Below are 15,366 nucleotides of genomic sequence, written 5' to 3' on the forward strand. Positions count from 1 at the left end.
CATGCGCGAGCGGGGACATCGACCAGCCCCGTGAACACCGCCCCTCGGCGCGACGACTCGTCGTTCCGCACCACCGAGCCCGTCCTGTTCTCCACGAGAGCAGCGGCGGGCTCGTCGGCGTCCCGGGCAGGTGCTCCGCGGCGGCACCGCCGGGCACTGCCGGCACCGCGTCGCCGGCGGCCTGTCCCGGGCGGCCGCCGGGAGACGCCCGTCACCGCGACGACAGGGTCTCACCGAGGCCGTCGGTCACCGCGTCGGTGAGGCGTTCCAGCTCGTCGGGCTCGGGCGGGCGTGGCTCGCGCGCGTACCGGCTCGCCTCCGCCGCCCCGGCGAGCGACGTGAGGTCGTCGAGCACGCGGGGGTCGAGCTCTCGGCCGCTCCGGGTGGTCACGGCGGACGCGATCGCCTGCGGGGCCCGGCGAAGGGTCGTGGCGGGCGGCAGCCGGACGCCCTCGGCGGCGAGGGCGGCGAGCACCTGCTGCCAGGCGAGCTCCGGATCGAGCTCCTGCGCGGCGCGCCGCCGGCGAGCGAGCAGGAGCACGAGCCCACCCATCAGCACGACCACGAGGCTGCCCGCGGTGATCCACACCCAGCCGGGGAGCCCGGTGTCGACGACGGGCGTGACGGAGGCCGCCGTCGACGCGGTCGGGGTCGCCTCGTCGTCGGTGGGCGTGCTGCCCGCCGTCGGCCGGCGGTCGCGCAGGTCGTTCCCGGTGGGAACGGGCGCCGGGGCGCCCTGGACGCGCGGCATCGTGTAGGCGGGCGGGCTGCCGGTCTGCTGCGCCGGCGTGGGCTCGAAGCGGACCCATCCGCTGCCGGGGAAGTAGATCTCGGGCCAGGCGTGCGAGTCCTGCCCCGTGATCTGCCACGTGGTCTCGCCCGTCCGGTCGCCGGGCAGGTAGCCGACCGCGAGCCGCGCGGGGATGCCGAGGGACCGCGCCATCACCACCATCGTCGTCGCGAACTGGATGCAGTACCCGGTGCGGTCCTGCAGGAAGTCCCACACCGGGTCGCCCGTGCCGCCGCGGGGGATGGTGGTCGAGTAGGTGAACCGCGTCGGGTCGCGCAGCCAGCGCTGGAGGGCGACCGCCTGGTCGTAGGCCGTGGCGGCGTCGCCCACGACCTCCCGGGCGGTGTCCTCGACGTCCCCCGCGTGCGCCGTCCCGGGCACCTGGGTGTAGAGCTCGTCGAGCTCGGCCTCGGGGGCCTCGCGGAGGGTGTCGGGGTCGAGGTCGCGCGCGTGCACGGTCAGGGAGTAGGAGTCGCCCGCGTTCGTCAGGCCCCCGACGACCTCGTCGCGGGCGGGGTCGTAGCCCCAGCCGCCGCTGCCGGTGCGGACCTGGCGGGGGTCGATGCTGATGGGCAGCTTGTCGTCGCGCAGCTCACCGACGTCGACGGCGACCGTGCGGACGCCGAGCCCGCCCGACGGCGGGTCGTCGGGCCACAGGACGTCCCCCTCGCCGAAGTCTCGGCCCCCGCGCTCCTCGCCGCGCTGCCACCGCCGCCCGTCGAAGGCCGTCGCCGTGTAGCTGCGCAGCGGCCCGACGTCGGCGTCGGACCCGGTGTCGTAGGAGAGGACGACGGAGCTCGACCGCTCGGTGAGGCTGCGCAGGATGTCGAGGTCCTCGGACAGCCGGATGGTGTCGCCGGTGGTGGTGAAGGCCCGGTACCAGCCCGCGGGGCCGCCGGGGAGCGCGGCGGAGGCGCTGCCCACGAGCCCGGCCACGACCGCGAGGACCACGGCCCCGGCCGTCGTCGCGACCGCGCGGGTCCGCTCGGCGCGCCGGACCGGTGCCGGGGTGCGCTCGGCCCGCCGGCCGCGCGCGACGAGCGGTCCGTCGAGGGTGAGGAGCAGCAGCAGGGCCGCGACGGTCACGACGAAGACGGCCCACGGCACGCGTCCCGTGAGCACGAGCGTCGGTGTCCAGAGGGCGAGGAGCGGCAGGCCGACGGCGGCGGGGCGGCGCAGCGCGCCGGCGAGCGCGTCGGCGAGCAGCAGCACGAGCAGGGTGCCACCCACCGTGAGCAGGCCCATGGGGACGCTCCCGGTGACCGGCGCCACCTCGGACCGGGCGATCTCGCCGGCCTCGCCGAGCCGGGCCACGACGCGCGACAGGTGCTCGGGGGTGACGAGGAAGGTGGGGTCGGCGGTCGGGCCGCCGTACCGGGCGAGGACGAACCACGTGGCAACGACGCAGCCCACGACGCTGGGCCACGCGGAGCCGGACTCCTTGGTGCGCAGGCCGCGGGCGCGCGCCCGGCGCTCGAGCACCACGCGGGTGGCGACCGTCGTCGCGCTGACCAGGAGGATGCCGAGCAGGCCGGCCCGCGTCCAGCCGCCCGGCAGCACGATGCTCGTCAGCGAGAGCATGGACGCGGCGACGGCCACGGCGACCAGGACGCCGGAGGCGACGGTGCGTGCGGTCGGACCGGCATGGGCGGGGATCATGCGGCACCCTCCGCGAGGAGCGCCCAGGCGCGGTCGGGCGGGGTCCCGGGCGGGCAGGTCGTCACGCGCCAGCCGGCGGCGCGCAGCGCGCCGACGGTGTCGGCGGCCGGCGTCGGGCCGGGCGCCCGCGGCTCGGCGGGAGCGACGACCAGCGCCCAGCAGGTGCCCTCGACGCCGAGCTCGGCCATCTCGTGCAGCGCCGCCTCGGGCTGCGGCCCGAGCACGGCGACGACGATCTCCTCCTGGGAGCGCGAAGCGCGCAGGGACCGGACGGTCTGCAGGACGGCGCGCTCGGCGTCGGCGGCCCCGCGATGGCCGCGCAGGTCGACGGCGTCGTCGAGGATCGTCGCGCGACCGGTGCGGGCGCCGGACGCGAAGGGCGTGGGCACCGGGCCCGACCCGGAGGCGACGAGGCGTGCGGGGTGGCCCGCGTCGAGGAACGACGTGGCGACCGAGGCGGCGAGCTCCACGGCGAGCTCGCCCTCCGCGTGCGTCCGGGTGCCGCGCGTCGACGGCCAGACGCCGGTGCGGGGGTCGACGGGCGGCGGCAGCAGGGACCGGTCGAGCAGCACGGTGACCGGCCGCACCCCGGCGCTCTCGTCCGCCCGGACCATGAGCCTGCCCTGGCGTGCCGAGCCCGCCCAGTGCACGCGCCGGGGGTCGTCGCCGGAGACGTACTCGCGCAGCACGGAGTCGTCCGTCGACGCCAGCCGTGCCCCCGTCGCCGCGCGCTCGACCTCGCCGAGCACCCGCGTCCGGGTGGGCAGCGCGACGGTGCGGGGCCAGACGGCGACACGGGTGGCGGCGCCGAGCGGCTGCGTCGTGCGCACCAGCCCGAAGACGTCGGTGCGGGTGGTGAGCAGCGGACCGAGCGCCCAGCGGCCCCGGCGGGACGGGGTGAGCGCGTAGGAGACGACGATGCGGTCCGCGTGCGCGGTCACCCGGGCGCGGATGCCGTGCGGCCCGGCGAGCTCGTGCGCGGCCTGCTCGGACAGGCGGAGGCGCGCGAGCCGCTCGTAGGCCGCCCCGGTCCGCGCGCGGGCGCCGACCACGAGGCCGACCGCCGCCGTCTGGTCGCGCACCACGGGGTTCGGGGTGAGCTCGCGCGAGACCACCAGCGCCCCGCGGCCGGCGTCCAGCCGCTGCACCCCCATGAGCACCCAGGCGAGGGCGACGGCGAGCACGGCGGCCGCGCCGAGGCCGACGACGTCGGGCAGGTCGAGCAGCGCGCCGGTCACGCCGAGCACCAGGCCCGCGACGAGTAGGGCGAGCCCGCGGCGGGTGGGCCGGACGCGCGCGACCCGCCGCAGCGCCGGGTGCCGCGTGTCCTGCGGGCCGCCCTGCCTGGCCCCGCGCTCGATGGTTCCGGCGGGGGCCGCGCCGGGCTCGTGGTCGCCGGACATCCCCGGTCCTACCGGCCGTGCTCGCGGGCGGGCCGCGCGAAGGACCCTGCGGACGGGGCGACCGAGACGCGGGCACCCGGGACGGCGGTGCGCTGGACGATCTCGGCGACGACGTCCTCCGGGGTCACGCCCCCGAGCCGGGACTCCGTGCTGAGGATCAGCCGGTGCGCGAGGACCGGGACCGCGAGGTCCTGCACGTCGTCGGGGAGCACGTGCTCGCGGCCCGCCATGGCGGCGGCCGCCTTGGCGGCCCGCAGCAGCTGCAGCGAGGCGCGCGGCGACGCCCCGAGGCGGACGCCCTCGTGCTGCCGCGTCGCGCCCACGAGGTCGAGGACGTACTGCTTGACCGCCCCCGCCGCGTAGACGGCGCGCACGGCGTCGGCGTACCGCACCATGTCGGCGCCCGTGGTGACGGGGGAGAGGTGGGCCAGCGGGTCGGCGGACTCCTGGCGGTCGAGCATCTGCAGCTCGGCGTCCGTGTCCGGGTAGCCCACGGTCAGGCGCGCCATGAACCGGTCGCGCTGCGCCTCGGGCAGCGGGTACGTGCCCTCCATCTCCACCGGGTTCTGGGTCGCCACGACGAGGAACGGGCGCGGCAGCGTGTGCGTGGTGCCGTCGATCGTCGTCTGGCCCTCCTCCATGCACTCCAGGAGGGCGGACTGCGTCTTGGGCGAGGCGCGGTTGATCTCGTCACCGATCACCACGTTGTTGAACACCGGCCCCGGCCGGAACTCGAAGTCGTGGGTGGCCGTGCGGAAGATGTTGACGCCCGTGAGGTCGCTGGGGAGCAGGTCGGGCGTGAACTGGATGCGCCCGACGCGGCAGTCGATGCTCCGGGCGAGGGCCTTGGCCAGGGTCGTCTTGCCCACCCCGGGGACGTCCTCGATGAGCAGATGACCCTCCGCGAGCACGACGGCGACGGTGGTCTCGGCGAGCCCGGGGCGCCCTGAGACCACGGAGTCGATCGCCTCGCGCACCCGCGTCGTGGCGGTGACGAGCTCGTCGAGGTCTCGGGCGAGGGCCTCCGCGCCATCCCCCGCGGAGGGGACGGCGCCGTCCCCCCGGTCCTCCGTCTCCGTGCGTGCGCCGGCGAGCGTGGGGGAGACGGGTTCTGGGTGCACGGGTGACCTCCGGTTCACGTGCTCGTGACGGTTCTCGCAGCCTAGTGGAATCGGGGCCGGACGTGACGACGATCACCCGCTCCACCGTGCTCCACGACCCGCCACCGCGGACGACCTGCGGGCCCGACCGGGGCGCACGGACCGCGCGACAAGGCCCGCGGCGCGCCGGCGGGAGCCCGGCGTGGCGCGGGCCCTCCACCCGCCTCCACCGCGCCCTCCACCCTGCCTTGAGGCCCTGACCTGCGGCGATGTGTGCGGACTGTGAGAGGAGCGGGTGAGATGGGGAGAACTCCCCATCCTTGGCCGCGCCCGGTGGAGCAAAGTGGAGTAGCGTGGAGGCTGCGGGAGCGCGAGGGGAGGTGCGAGCCGTGGCAGGTCTGGAGGACACGTTTCCGGGGGCCGGGCTGCTGCTCGGCACCTACACCCCCAAGCTCGACGAGAAGGGCCGGCTCATCCTCCCCGCGAAGTTTCGCGCCCGACTCGCTCCCGGCCTCGTCATGACGAGGGGGCAGGAGCGCTGCCTCTTCCTCCTCCCCATGGACGAGTTCGGCCGCATGTACGAGCAGGTGCGGCAGGCCCCCGTGACCAGCCGGCAGGCACGCGACTACCTGCGCGTGTTCCTGTCGGGTGCCAGCGACGAGCTGCCGGACAAGCAGGGACGGGTGGTCATCCCGGCCGCCCTGCGCGCGTACGCCGGTCTCGACCGGGACGTCGCCGTGATCGGCGCCGGCACCCGCGTCGAGGTGTGGGACCGGACCACCTGGGAGACCTACCTGGCCGAGCAGGAGTCGTCGTACTCCGAGACGTCCGAGCAGATCTTCCCGGACCTGCAGTTCTGAGGCACCGCACGAGAGCAGCACGACAACCGCACAGCAGAAAGCAGCAGGGCCCCGCACGACGAGGCCTCCTCCCGCGAGGGTCTGGCGCACTTCCCCGGCGCCAGAACGGCGCGGAGGGAGACCTGGCCGGGCGGGGCCCCGCCGACAGGGACCGACGAGCGGTACCGACGACCAGCACCGACGACCAGCACCGACGACCAGCACCGACGAGCACGAGGAGAGGGGGCACCGATGAGCACACCGGACGGAGCACGACCCACGGGGGACCGCCACCTGCCCGTGCTGCTGCAGCGGTGCGTCGACCTCCTCGCGCCCGCGCTCGCGGAGCCGGGCAGCGTGCTGGTCGACTGCACGCTGGGGATGGGTGGTCACACCGAGGCGGTGCTCGAGCAGGTCCCGACCGCCCGCGTCGTGGGGATCGACCGCGACACGCAGGCGCTGCGGCTCGCCGGGGAGCGGCTCGCCCGTTTCGGCGACCGGTTCGTGCCGGTGCACGCGGTCTACGACGAGATCGGCGACGTCGTCGCGGACCTCGGCCTGCCCGGGGTGCAGGGCGTGCTCATGGACCTCGGGGTGTCGTCGCTGCAGCTCGACGAGGCCGACCGCGGCTTCGCCTACGCCCAGGACGCGCCCCTCGACATGCGCATGGACCAGACGCGCGGCGAGACGGCGGCCGACGTGCTCAACACCTACGACGAGCGCGCGCTCGTCCGGGTGCTGCGGGAGTACGGCGAGGAGCGCTTCGCGCCGCGCATCGCCCGAGCGATCGTGCGGCGTCGCGAGGAGCGCCCGTGGGAGCGGACGGGCGAGCTCGCCGACCTGGTGCGCGCGTCCATCCCCGCCGCGGCGCGCCGCACCGGCGGCAACCCGTCCAAGCGGACGTTCCAGGCGCTGCGGATCGAGGTGAACGGCGAGCTCGAGGTCCTCGAGCGCGCCGTGCCCGCCGCGATCGAGGCGCTGGCGACCGGTGGGCGGATCGTCGTCGAGTCCTACCAGTCCCTGGAGGACCGGATCGTCAAGCGCGCCATCGCCCGCGGGACGACGTCGAGCGCCCCCGCCGGCCTGCCCGTCGAGCCGGAGACGCACAAGCCGTACCTCGAGGCCCTCACGCGAGGTGCCGAGGAGGCGGACGAGGCCGAGCTCGAGCGCAACCCGCGGGCGGCGTCCGTCCGCCTGCGGGCCGCCCGCCGCGTGCGCCCCACCCCTGACCACATGCGCGCCCCCGCGCAGACCCGCAAGCCCACCAAGGAGGACCGCCGATGAGCGCCCTGCGTGCCCCCGCCACCCCCGGGACCCGCCCCGCCGCGGCGCCCCGCCGCGCACCGCTGACCTCGCTGCCGGGCGGCGCCGCGGACCGCGGCCGCCGCCTCGACGCCGTCCGCGCCCCGCTCCAGGCGACGTCGGGCGTCCCCTTCCTCGTGCTGTGCGCGGTGATCCTCGTCGGCGCGCTGCTGGCGGCGCTGCTCCTCAACACCTCGATGGCGCGGGGCTCCTACGAGGCGTCCCGGCTGGAGGCCGAGGTGGGTCACGTGGCGCAGGACGTCCAGAGCCACCAGGAGAAGCTGCGCGCCGCGGAGGCGTCGCTCGCGGAGCGCGCCACGAAGCTCGGCATGGTCCCCGCCGAGGACCCGACGATGATCAGCGTCGAGAAGCGCGCGAAGGTCGGGATCGGCGACGCGGAGACGCCGTGAGCGGGCGGACGCCCCCGCCTCGCGGTACCGGTGGGTCGGGCCGCGGTCGTGCGACACGCCCGGGCCCGACGCGCACGACCCGTAGCCCGGCGCCGCAGACTCGAGGGGTGAGCACCTCCCGCACCGCGAACGGATCCCCGCGACCGGCTGCCCGCTCCGCGGCCGGCCGGGGCGGGGCGGGGCGGACCGGCGCGGGACGCTCGACGCGCACGTCCAGCGCGACGTCGGGCAGGAACGCCAACCCTCCCGCCGCCCGCTCGAGCGGGCGGACCGCGGTGCGCGGGGGCGGAGCCCCGCCCCGCCCCCGCGCCGGCACGGCGTCCCGGGGCCGCCCCGGCGACCCCGGGCGTCGGCAGCGGTGGATCATGGTGGTCGCCGCGCTGGTCCTCGCGGTGTTCGTGGGCCGGCTCGTGCAGGTGCAGATCTTCCAGGGGCCGGCGCTCGCCGCGAAGGCGCAGGACGCGCGGACCACGCACGCGGTCGAGCTCGCCCACCGCGGCGACATCGTCGACGCGAACGGGCGCGTGCTCGCGACCTCCGTCGACCGGTACACGATCTCGGCCGACACGCTCGCGATCCAGGGTTTCCAGGGCGGGCAGCGCGTGGACACGGCGAGCGGCAAGGCGGTGCAGGACGGCGCGCTCGGCATCGCCCAGCTCCTGGCCCCGATCCTCGACGAGCAGCCCGCCGAGCTCGCCGCCAAGCTCAACGGCGACGACCGGTACGTGATCCTCAAGCGCAACGCGGTGCCGGAGGTGCAGCGGGCGATCGCCAAGCTCGACCTGCAGGCCTACATCCGCACGGAGCTGACGTCGCGCCGCACGTACCCCGCGGGCGTCGTCGCCGGCACGCTCGTGGGCTTCGTCGACCAGGACCAGGTGGGCCAGGGCGGGCTCGAGCGCGCCTACGAGGACGTGCTCGCGGGCACCGACGGCAAGGTCACCTACGAGCGCGGCGCCGACGGCGTCCGGATCCCGAACTCCGAGCGGGACGCGACCCCCGCGGTGCCCGGCAGCGACGTGCAGCTCACCATCGACGCCGACGTGCAGTGGAAGGCGGAGGAGCTGCTCGACGACGCCGTGTCGAAGACCGGGGCGCAGTACGCCATGGCCGTCGTGGAGGACGTCCGCACGGGCCAGGTGCTCGCGGTGGCGGACTCCGGCGACGTCGACCCGAACGACCGGTCGACGTCCGCCGTGGCCAACGGCTCGCGGGCGGTGAAGGACGTCTTCGAGCCCGGGTCCACGGGCAAGGTCATCACCATGGCGGCGGCCCTCGAGGAGGGTTACTGGAAGCCGGACAGCCAGTTCCAGGTGCCCTACCGGTACACGACGCCCAACGGGGAGTCGTTCAAGGACTCGCACGAGCACCCGGTGCAGCAGCTGACGCTCGCGGGCGTGCTGGCGCACTCGTCCAACACCGGCACGGTGCAGATCGGCGAGAAGATCCCGCTCGGCGTCCGCTACGACTATCTCGGCAAGTTCGGGTTCGGGCAGCCGACCGGCCTGGGACTGCCGGGGGAGTCGGCGGGCATCCTGCCCTCGCAGCAGACGCTGGCGCACGACGCGCGCACCCCGTACACGATCCTGTTCGGGCAGGGCGTGGCCGTGAACGCGATGCAGGCGACGCAGGTCTTCTCGACGGTCGCGAACGGCGGGGTCCGGGTGGAGCCCAGCCTGGTGGCGGGCACGCGCGCGCCGGACGGCACGTTCACCCCCGCCGAGGCGCCCCACAAGAGCCGGGTGGTCTCCGAGAAGACCGCCTCGTCCGTGATGCGGATGATGGAGTCGGTCGTGGGGGAGGAGGGCACCGCCGCCAACGCGAAGGTGCCGGGCTACCGCGTGGCCGGCAAGACCGGCACCGCCCAGATGTGGACCGGCTCGGGGACCACCTACATGGCGTCCTTCATCGGCGTCGCGCCGGCCGACGACCCGCGGTACACGGTCTCCGTCTTCCTGCGCAGCCCGCAGTCGTCGATCTACGGCGGCGTGGTGGCGGCGCCGGTGTTCAGCGACCTCATGGGCTACACCCTGCAGAAGATGGACGTGCCTCCGAGCACCACGCCGTTCACGCCCTACGACCTCACCTGGTGAGGGGCACCCGATGGACGAGGTGGAGGTCGTGACGGTTCTCATGCCGGGCACGTTCGGTGCCGGGCCGGCAGCGCGCAGACGGTAGGTTCTTCTCCGTGACATCCCCGCTTCCCCGTATCCGGCCCGCGGGCACGACGCCCCGGCGGGTGCGGGACCTCGCCCTGACCTTCGGGCTCGAGGTGACGACGCCGGCGGGCCCCGCAGAGGGCCCCCGGCCGCAGGTCCCCGCCGACGTCGTCGTCACCTCGGTCGCGTCCGACAACCGCGTGGTCTCCAGCGGCGACCTGTTCGTCGCCCTCCCGGGCGCGCACGCCCACGGCGCGCGGTTCGCCGCCGACGCGGTCGCGCGCGGGGCCCGCGCGGTGCTCACCGACGAGGCCGGCGCCGCCGCGCTCGCGTCCGGGCCCGACGCCCTCGACCCGGCCGTCCCCGTGCTGGTCGCCGCGGACCCGCGCTCCGTGCTCGGGCCCGTCGCGGCGTGGGTGTACGGCGAGCCCGCCGAGCACCTCATGACCTTCGGCGTCACGGGCACGAACGGCAAGACGACGACGACCTACCAGCTCGACCACCTCCTGCGGGCCCTCGGCTGGACCGGCGGCCTCATCGGCACCGTCGAGATGCGCGCGGGCGACCGGGTGCTGCCGAGCCGCCTCACCACGCCCGAGGCCGCCGACCTCCAGGCGCTGCTCGCGGCGATGTGCGAGGCCGAGGTCCGCACGCTGGCGATGGAGGTCTCGTCGCACTCGCTGTCGATGCACCGCGTGGACGGGATCGAGTTCGGCGTCGCGGGCTTCACCAACCTCAGCCAGGACCACCTGGACTTCCACGGCGACCTGCAGTCCTACTTCGACGCGAAGGCGTCGCTGTTCACCCCGGAGCACTCCCGACGCGGCGTGGTCGTGGTGGACGACGCGTGGGGCGAGCGCATGGCCGCCGCCGCGCAGGTGCCGGTCGCGACGCTGCGCACCCGCGCGCCGCGCGACGGCGAGCCGGCGGCCGACTGGACCGTCACCGACGTCGCCCCGCACGGCACCGGCTCCGCCTTCACTCTCACGCACGCCGACGGCCGGTCCCTGCGCACCTCGACGTCCCTGCCCGGCGGGTTCAACGTGGCCAACGCCGCGCTGGCCGTCGCGATGGTGCTCGAGGGCGGGGCGCACCTCGAGGACGTGGCCGAGGCGCTCGCCGCGGCCGACGGGCTCTCGGCGGTCGTGCCGGGGCGCATGGAGGTCGTGGGCCCGGGCGGCGACGGGCACCCGCGCGTCGTCGTGGACTTCGCGCACAACACCGAGGCGCTCGAGCTCGCGCTCGCGGCCCTGCGCCCGACCACGACCGGCCGGCTCGTCGTCGTCTTCGGGGCCACGGGCGACCGCGACAAGGGCAAGCGGCCCGCCATGGGCGCGGCCGCCGTCGCCGGCGCGGACGTCGTCGTCGTCACCGACGACGACCCGCACGGCGAGGACGCCGCCGCCGTGCGCGCCGCCGTGCTCGACGGGGCCCGGGCGGCCCGCGACGCCGCCCACGAGGCGGGGCGCGACGTCGTCGTGACCGAGGCGGCGCCGCGCGCGTCCGCGATCGAGACGGCCGTGCTCGAGGCGGGGGCGGACGACACCGTCCTCGTCGCGGGCCGCGGCCACGAGACCATCCAGGAGGTCGCGGGCGTCGACCTCGAGCTCGACGACCGGGACGAGGCCCGCCGCGCGCTGCAGCGGCGGCACGAGAGGACCACCGCATGATCGCGCTGACCGCCGCCGACGTCGCCGAGGCGACCGGGGGACGGCTGCACGCCGACGCCGCCACGCCCGTGACCGGGCCCGTCGTCGTGGACTCCCGCCGCGTCGAGGCCGGCGGGCTCTTCGTCGCCCTGCCCGGCGAGCGGGTCGACGGGCACGATTACGCCCACGGCGCCGTCGAGGCGGGGGCCGCGCTGGTCCTCGCCGCCCGTGAGCTCGAGGGCGTGCCCACCGTCGTCGTCGACGACGTGCAGGCCGCGCTCGGCGAGCTGGCGCGCGCCGTCCTGGCGCGCGTGCGGGCCGCCGGCGACCTGCGGGTCGTCGCGGTCACGGGTTCGGTGGGCAAGACGACGACCAAGGACCTGCTGGGCCAGCTCCTGGGGGACCTGCTCCCGGACGGCGTGCTGCCGGAGGACGGCCTGGTGGTGCCCACCGGGTCGTTCAACAACGAGGTCGGCCTGCCGTTGACCGTGCTGCGCGTCACCGAGGCCACCCGGTTCCTCGTGCTGGAGATGGGCGCCGACGGCCCGGGCAACATCGCGTACCTCACGCGGATCGCGCCGCCCGACGTCGGCATCGTGCTCGCGGTGGGCGTGGCCCACGTGGGCAAGTTCGGCTCGGTCGAGGCGATCGCGCGCACCAAGGCCGAGATGGTCACCGGGGTGGTGCCGGGCGGCACGGTCGTGCTCAACGCCGACGACCAGCGCGTCGCGGCGATGGCGTCGCTCGCGACCCCCGAGCACACCGTCACCCGGTTCGGCACCATCCCGTCCGCGGACGTGCGTGCCGCCGACGTCGAGGTGGACGCCTCCGGACGGGCGACGTTCGGGCTCGTGGTCGCGGGCGGGCAGCCCGTCCCGGTGAGCCTTCGCCTGGTGGGCGCGCACCACGTGAGCAACGCGCTCGCCGCGGCGGCCGCCGTGCTCGCGCTCGGCGGCGCGACCGGAGCCGCCGTCGCGCGCGTGGCCGACGGCCTGTCCCGCGCGACCCCCGTCAGCCCGCACCGCATGGCGGTCACCGAGCGGCCCGACGGCGTCACCGTGATCGACGACGCCTACAACGCCAACCCGGACTCGATGCGCGCCGCGCTGCGCGCGCTCGCCGTCATGGCGGGCCGCACGCGCCGCTCCGTCGCCGTGCTGGGGGAGATGCTCGAGCTCGGGGACGGCTCGCGCGCCGCGCACGACGCGATCGGCCGGCTCGTGGTGCGATTGAACGTCAAGCTCCTCGTCGTCGTCGGCGACGGGGCGTACCACATCCACGAGGGGGCCCTGCAGGAGGGGTCCTGGGGAGAGGAGTCGGTCTTCGTGCCTGACCTCGACGCCGCGCGCGCGGTGCTCGCCGAGGCGCTCACCCCGGGCGACGTCGTCCTCGTGAAGTCCTCCCTCGGGTCCGGGCTGTGGCGGCTCGGCGACGAGCTCGCCGCGGGCGGCGCCGCCGCGGAGGTCGCCCCGTGATCGCGATCCTGGTCTCGGCCGGCGTCTCCGGCCTGGTCGCCCTCTTCGGCACGCCCCTGTTCATCCGGTTCCTCATCCACCGGAACTACGGCCAGTTCGTCCGCCAGGACGGGCCGACGGCGCACTTCACCAAGCGCGGCACCCCGACGATGGGCGGGGTGGTCATCATCGCGGCGGCCCTGGTCGGCGTCGCGGTGTCGATGCTGGTCGCGGGCCGGCCGCCGAGCGCGTCGGCCCTGCTGTGCCTCTACCTCATGACGGGGCTCGGTCTGGTCGGGTTCCTCGACGACTTCACGAAGATCCGCAAGCAGCGGTCCCTGGGGCTCACGCCGAAGGCGAAGATCATCGGCCAGGGCTTCGTCGGGATCAGCTTCGCGGTGCTCGCGCTGCAGTTCCCCAACGCCAACGCCCGGACGCCCGCCTCCACGCGCATCTCGTTCCTGCGCGACACCAACCTCGACCTGGCGTTCGCCGGCGTCACGGTCGGGCTCATCCTCTTCGTGATCTGGGCGAATTTCCTCATCACGGCCTGGTCCAACGCGGTGAACCTCACGGACGGCCTGGACGGCCTGGCGACCGGCGTGTCGATCATCGTCTTCGGGGCGTACGTCCTGGTGTGCATCTGGCAGCTCAACCAGTCGTGCCAGCGGCTCGCCGCGGCCGGTCCGCGCTGCTACGAGGTGCGCGACCCGCAGGACCTGGCGATCGTCGCCGCCGCCATCGCGGGCGCCTGCATCGGCTTCCTGTGGTGGAACGCCAGCCCCGCGCGGATCTTCATGGGCGACACCGGCTCGCTCGCCCTCGGCGGCGCCCTGGCCGGCATCTCGATCCTGTCGCGCACCGAGATCCTCGCCGCCATCATCGGCGGGCTCTTCGTCGTCATCGTCATGTCCGACGTGATCCAGATCGGCTTCTTCAAGCTCACCGGGAGACGCGTGTTCAAGATGGCCCCGCTGCACCACCACTTCGAGCTGTCCGGGTGGGGCGAGGTCACGATCGTCATCCGGTTCTGGCTCATCGCCGGCCTGTTCGCGGCCCTCGGCATGGGCGTCTTCTACGCCGAGTGGGTGGCCACGTGACGCAGGGGTCGTTGCCCGACGGCGCGCGCGTCGTCGTGGCGGGGCTCGGCGTGACCGGCCGCGCGGTCGTCGCGGCTCTGTCGGACGGTGCGTCGGACGGTGCGGCCGGCCGGGCGGCCTCGGTGGTGACGGTCGACGGCCGCGCCGAGGACGCCGACGTGCGCGACGCCGACGACCCCGCCGTGGCCGAGCGGCTCGTGGCTGACGCGGACCTCGTGGTCGCGTCCCCGGGCTGGGCGCCGAGCACCCCGCTGCTGACCGCGGCCCGCGCCGCGGGGGTCCCGGTGTGGAGCGAGGTCGAGCTCGCCTGGCGGCTGCGCGTCGACCGGACGCCCGGCGCCCACGGCGCGCGCGGGCCCGCGCCCTGGCTCGCCGTCACGGGCACGAACGGCAAGACGACGACCGTCGAGATGCTGGCGTCGATCCTCGCCGCGGCGGGGCTGCGGACCGCCGCCGTCGGCAACGTCGGCACCCCCGTCGTGCAGGCGGCGCAGGACCCGTCGCTCGACGTCCTCGCGGTGGAGCTGTCGAGCTTCCAGCTGCACCACACGCTCACGACGTCGTTCGAGGCGGCGGCGGTGCTCAACGTGGCCGCCGACCACCTCGACTGGCACGGGTCGCTCGAGGCGTACGCGGCGGACAAGGGCCGGATCTACGCCCGGGCGCAGGTGGCGTGCGTGTACAACGCGGCCGACCCGCGCACCGAGCAGCTCGTGCGCGACGCCGACGTGTCCGAGGGCGCCCTCGCCGTCGGCTTCACCCTCGGCGCCCCGGGCCCGGGGCAGCTGGGCGTCGTGGAGGACTTGCTCGTCGACCGCGCCTTCCACGCGGAGCCCGGCGCGCGCGACCGGCAGCGGACGGCCGCCGAGCTCGGCACGCTCGCCGACCTTGCCCACCTCGCGCCGGCGGGCGGGCCGCCGCCGGCCCACGTCGTCGCGAACGCGCTGGCGGCGGCGGCGCTCGCCCGGGCGCACGGCGTGCCCGCCGCCGCCGTGCGCGACGGCCTGCGCGCGTTCCGACCCGGGGCGCACCGCATCGCGCGCGTCCGCGAGCTCGACGGCGTGGCCTGGGTGGACGACTCCAAGGCCACCAACGCCCACGCCGCGGCGGCCTCGCTCGGCGCGTACGACGCGGGCACCGTGGTGTGGGTGGCGGGCGGGCTCGCCAAGGGGGCGGCGTTCGACTCCCTCGTCGCCGACCGGGCCGACCGGCTGCGGGCGGCCGTCGTCATCGGCGTCGACCCGGAGCCGATCCGCGGGGCGCTGGCCCGACACGCGCCCGAGATCCCCGTCGTCGTGGTCGATCCCGGCGACACTGGGTCGGTGATGCGACGCGCGGTCGCGGCGGCACGGGACCTGGCTCGCCCCGGGGACACCGTCCTGCTGGCGCCCGCCGGCGCGTCCATGGACCAGTTCGCCTCCTACGCCCAGCGGGGGGAGGCGTTCGCCACGGCCGTGGCGGAGCTGTAGGCGCCCGCGGCGCCGCGAGGACGATCGAGGGG

General features: G+C 75.8%; 11 protein-coding genes. 8 read left to right on the top strand and 3 right to left on the bottom strand.

Annotation, left to right across the window (positions count from 1 at the left end; genetic code table 11):
• Positions 1-211: 211 nt before the first annotated feature.
• The 3 genes from AAG589_RS10120 to AAG589_RS10130 are packed head-to-tail and all read right to left on the bottom strand — an operon-like array spanning position 212 to position 4,973.
• Positions 212-2,449, bottom strand: a complete 2,238-nt coding sequence (locus AAG589_RS10120) for a transglutaminase family protein (RefSeq protein WP_430567088.1) — start codon at positions 2,447-2,449, stop codon at positions 212-214.
• Positions 2,446-3,852: a DUF58 domain-containing protein gene (locus AAG589_RS10125; RefSeq protein WP_430567089.1), complete on the bottom strand. Its 1,407-nt coding sequence runs from the start codon at positions 3,850-3,852 to the stop codon at positions 2,446-2,448. The genes AAG589_RS10120 and AAG589_RS10125 overlap by 4 nt, the downstream gene beginning before the upstream one ends.
• An 8-nt stretch (positions 3,853-3,860) precedes the next feature.
• Positions 3,861-4,973, bottom strand: coding sequence for an AAA family ATPase (locus tag AAG589_RS10130; protein WP_446719706.1), 1,113 nt, complete (start codon positions 4,971-4,973; stop codon positions 3,861-3,863).
• 404 nt (positions 4,974-5,377) lie between these two features.
• Between AAG589_RS10130 and mraZ the strand changes: the two genes are divergently transcribed.
• From mraZ to murD, 8 genes are all read left to right on the top strand, one after another.
• Entirely contained in the window at positions 5,378-5,812 is a 435-nt protein-coding gene (gene mraZ, locus AAG589_RS10135) for a division/cell wall cluster transcriptional repressor MraZ (RefSeq protein ID WP_429762671.1), read from the top strand.
• 231 nt (positions 5,813-6,043) lie between these two features.
• Positions 6,044-7,075: a 16S rRNA (cytosine(1402)-N(4))-methyltransferase RsmH gene (gene rsmH / locus AAG589_RS10140; RefSeq protein WP_430567090.1), complete on the top strand. Its 1,032-nt coding sequence runs from the start codon at positions 6,044-6,046 to the stop codon at positions 7,073-7,075.
• Positions 7,072-7,503, top strand: coding sequence for a hypothetical protein (locus tag AAG589_RS10145; RefSeq protein ID WP_430567091.1), 432 nt, complete (start codon positions 7,072-7,074; stop codon positions 7,501-7,503). The genes rsmH and AAG589_RS10145 overlap by 4 nt, the downstream gene beginning before the upstream one ends.
• A gap of 107 nt (positions 7,504-7,610) precedes the next feature.
• The gene (locus tag AAG589_RS10150) at positions 7,611-9,596 is read left to right on the top strand and encodes a peptidoglycan D,D-transpeptidase FtsI family protein (protein ID WP_430567092.1); all 1,986 of its coding nucleotides are present in this window, start codon (positions 7,611-7,613) and stop codon (positions 9,594-9,596) included.
• Positions 9,597-9,691: 95 nt separating this feature from the next.
• Positions 9,692-11,332 carry a UDP-N-acetylmuramoyl-L-alanyl-D-glutamate--2,6-diaminopimelate ligase gene (locus AAG589_RS10155; RefSeq protein WP_430567093.1) on the top strand — a complete coding sequence of 547 codons (1,641 nt, stop codon included), beginning with the start codon at positions 9,692-9,694 and terminating at the stop codon, positions 11,330-11,332.
• Complete coding sequence (locus AAG589_RS10160; RefSeq protein WP_430567094.1) at positions 11,329-12,786, top strand: UDP-N-acetylmuramoyl-tripeptide--D-alanyl-D-alanine ligase; 1,458 nt, start codon at positions 11,329-11,331, stop codon at positions 12,784-12,786. The genes AAG589_RS10155 and AAG589_RS10160 overlap by 4 nt, the downstream gene beginning before the upstream one ends.
• Positions 12,783-13,865 (top strand): phospho-N-acetylmuramoyl-pentapeptide-transferase, encoded by a 1,083-nt coding sequence (gene mraY / locus AAG589_RS10165; protein WP_430567095.1) that lies wholly within the window; start codon positions 12,783-12,785, stop codon positions 13,863-13,865. Before AAG589_RS10160 ends, mraY begins: the two co-directional genes overlap by 4 nt.
• The gene (gene murD, locus AAG589_RS10170) at positions 13,862-15,334 is read left to right on the top strand and encodes a UDP-N-acetylmuramoyl-L-alanine--D-glutamate ligase (RefSeq protein WP_430567096.1); all 1,473 of its coding nucleotides are present in this window, start codon (positions 13,862-13,864) and stop codon (positions 15,332-15,334) included. Before mraY ends, murD begins: the two co-directional genes overlap by 4 nt.
• The last annotated feature ends 32 nt before the right edge of the window (positions 15,335-15,366 follow it).

Origin of the sequence: Isoptericola sp. F-RaC21 (assembly GCF_038593535.1) — a bacterium.
Taxonomy (GTDB): domain Bacteria; phylum Actinomycetota; class Actinomycetes; order Actinomycetales; family Cellulomonadaceae; genus Isoptericola.

Excerpts from the sequence above, each read along its gene's own strand:
- AAG589_RS10120 (WP_430567088.1), bottom strand. The coding sequence starts at position 2,449 with ATGATCCCCGCCCATGCCGGTCCGACCGCACGCACCGTCGCCTCCGGC.
- rsmH (WP_430567090.1), top strand. The coding sequence starts at position 6,044 with ATGAGCACACCGGACGGAGCACGACCCACGGGGGACCGCCACCTGCCC.
- AAG589_RS10145 (WP_430567091.1), top strand. The coding sequence starts at position 7,072 with ATGAGCGCCCTGCGTGCCCCCGCCACCCCCGGGACCCGCCCCGCCGCG.
- AAG589_RS10160 (WP_430567094.1), top strand. The coding sequence starts at position 11,329 with ATGATCGCGCTGACCGCCGCCGACGTCGCCGAGGCGACCGGGGGACGG.
- AAG589_RS10125 (WP_430567089.1), bottom strand. The coding sequence starts at position 3,852 with ATGTCCGGCGACCACGAGCCCGGCGCGGCCCCCGCCGGAACCATCGAG.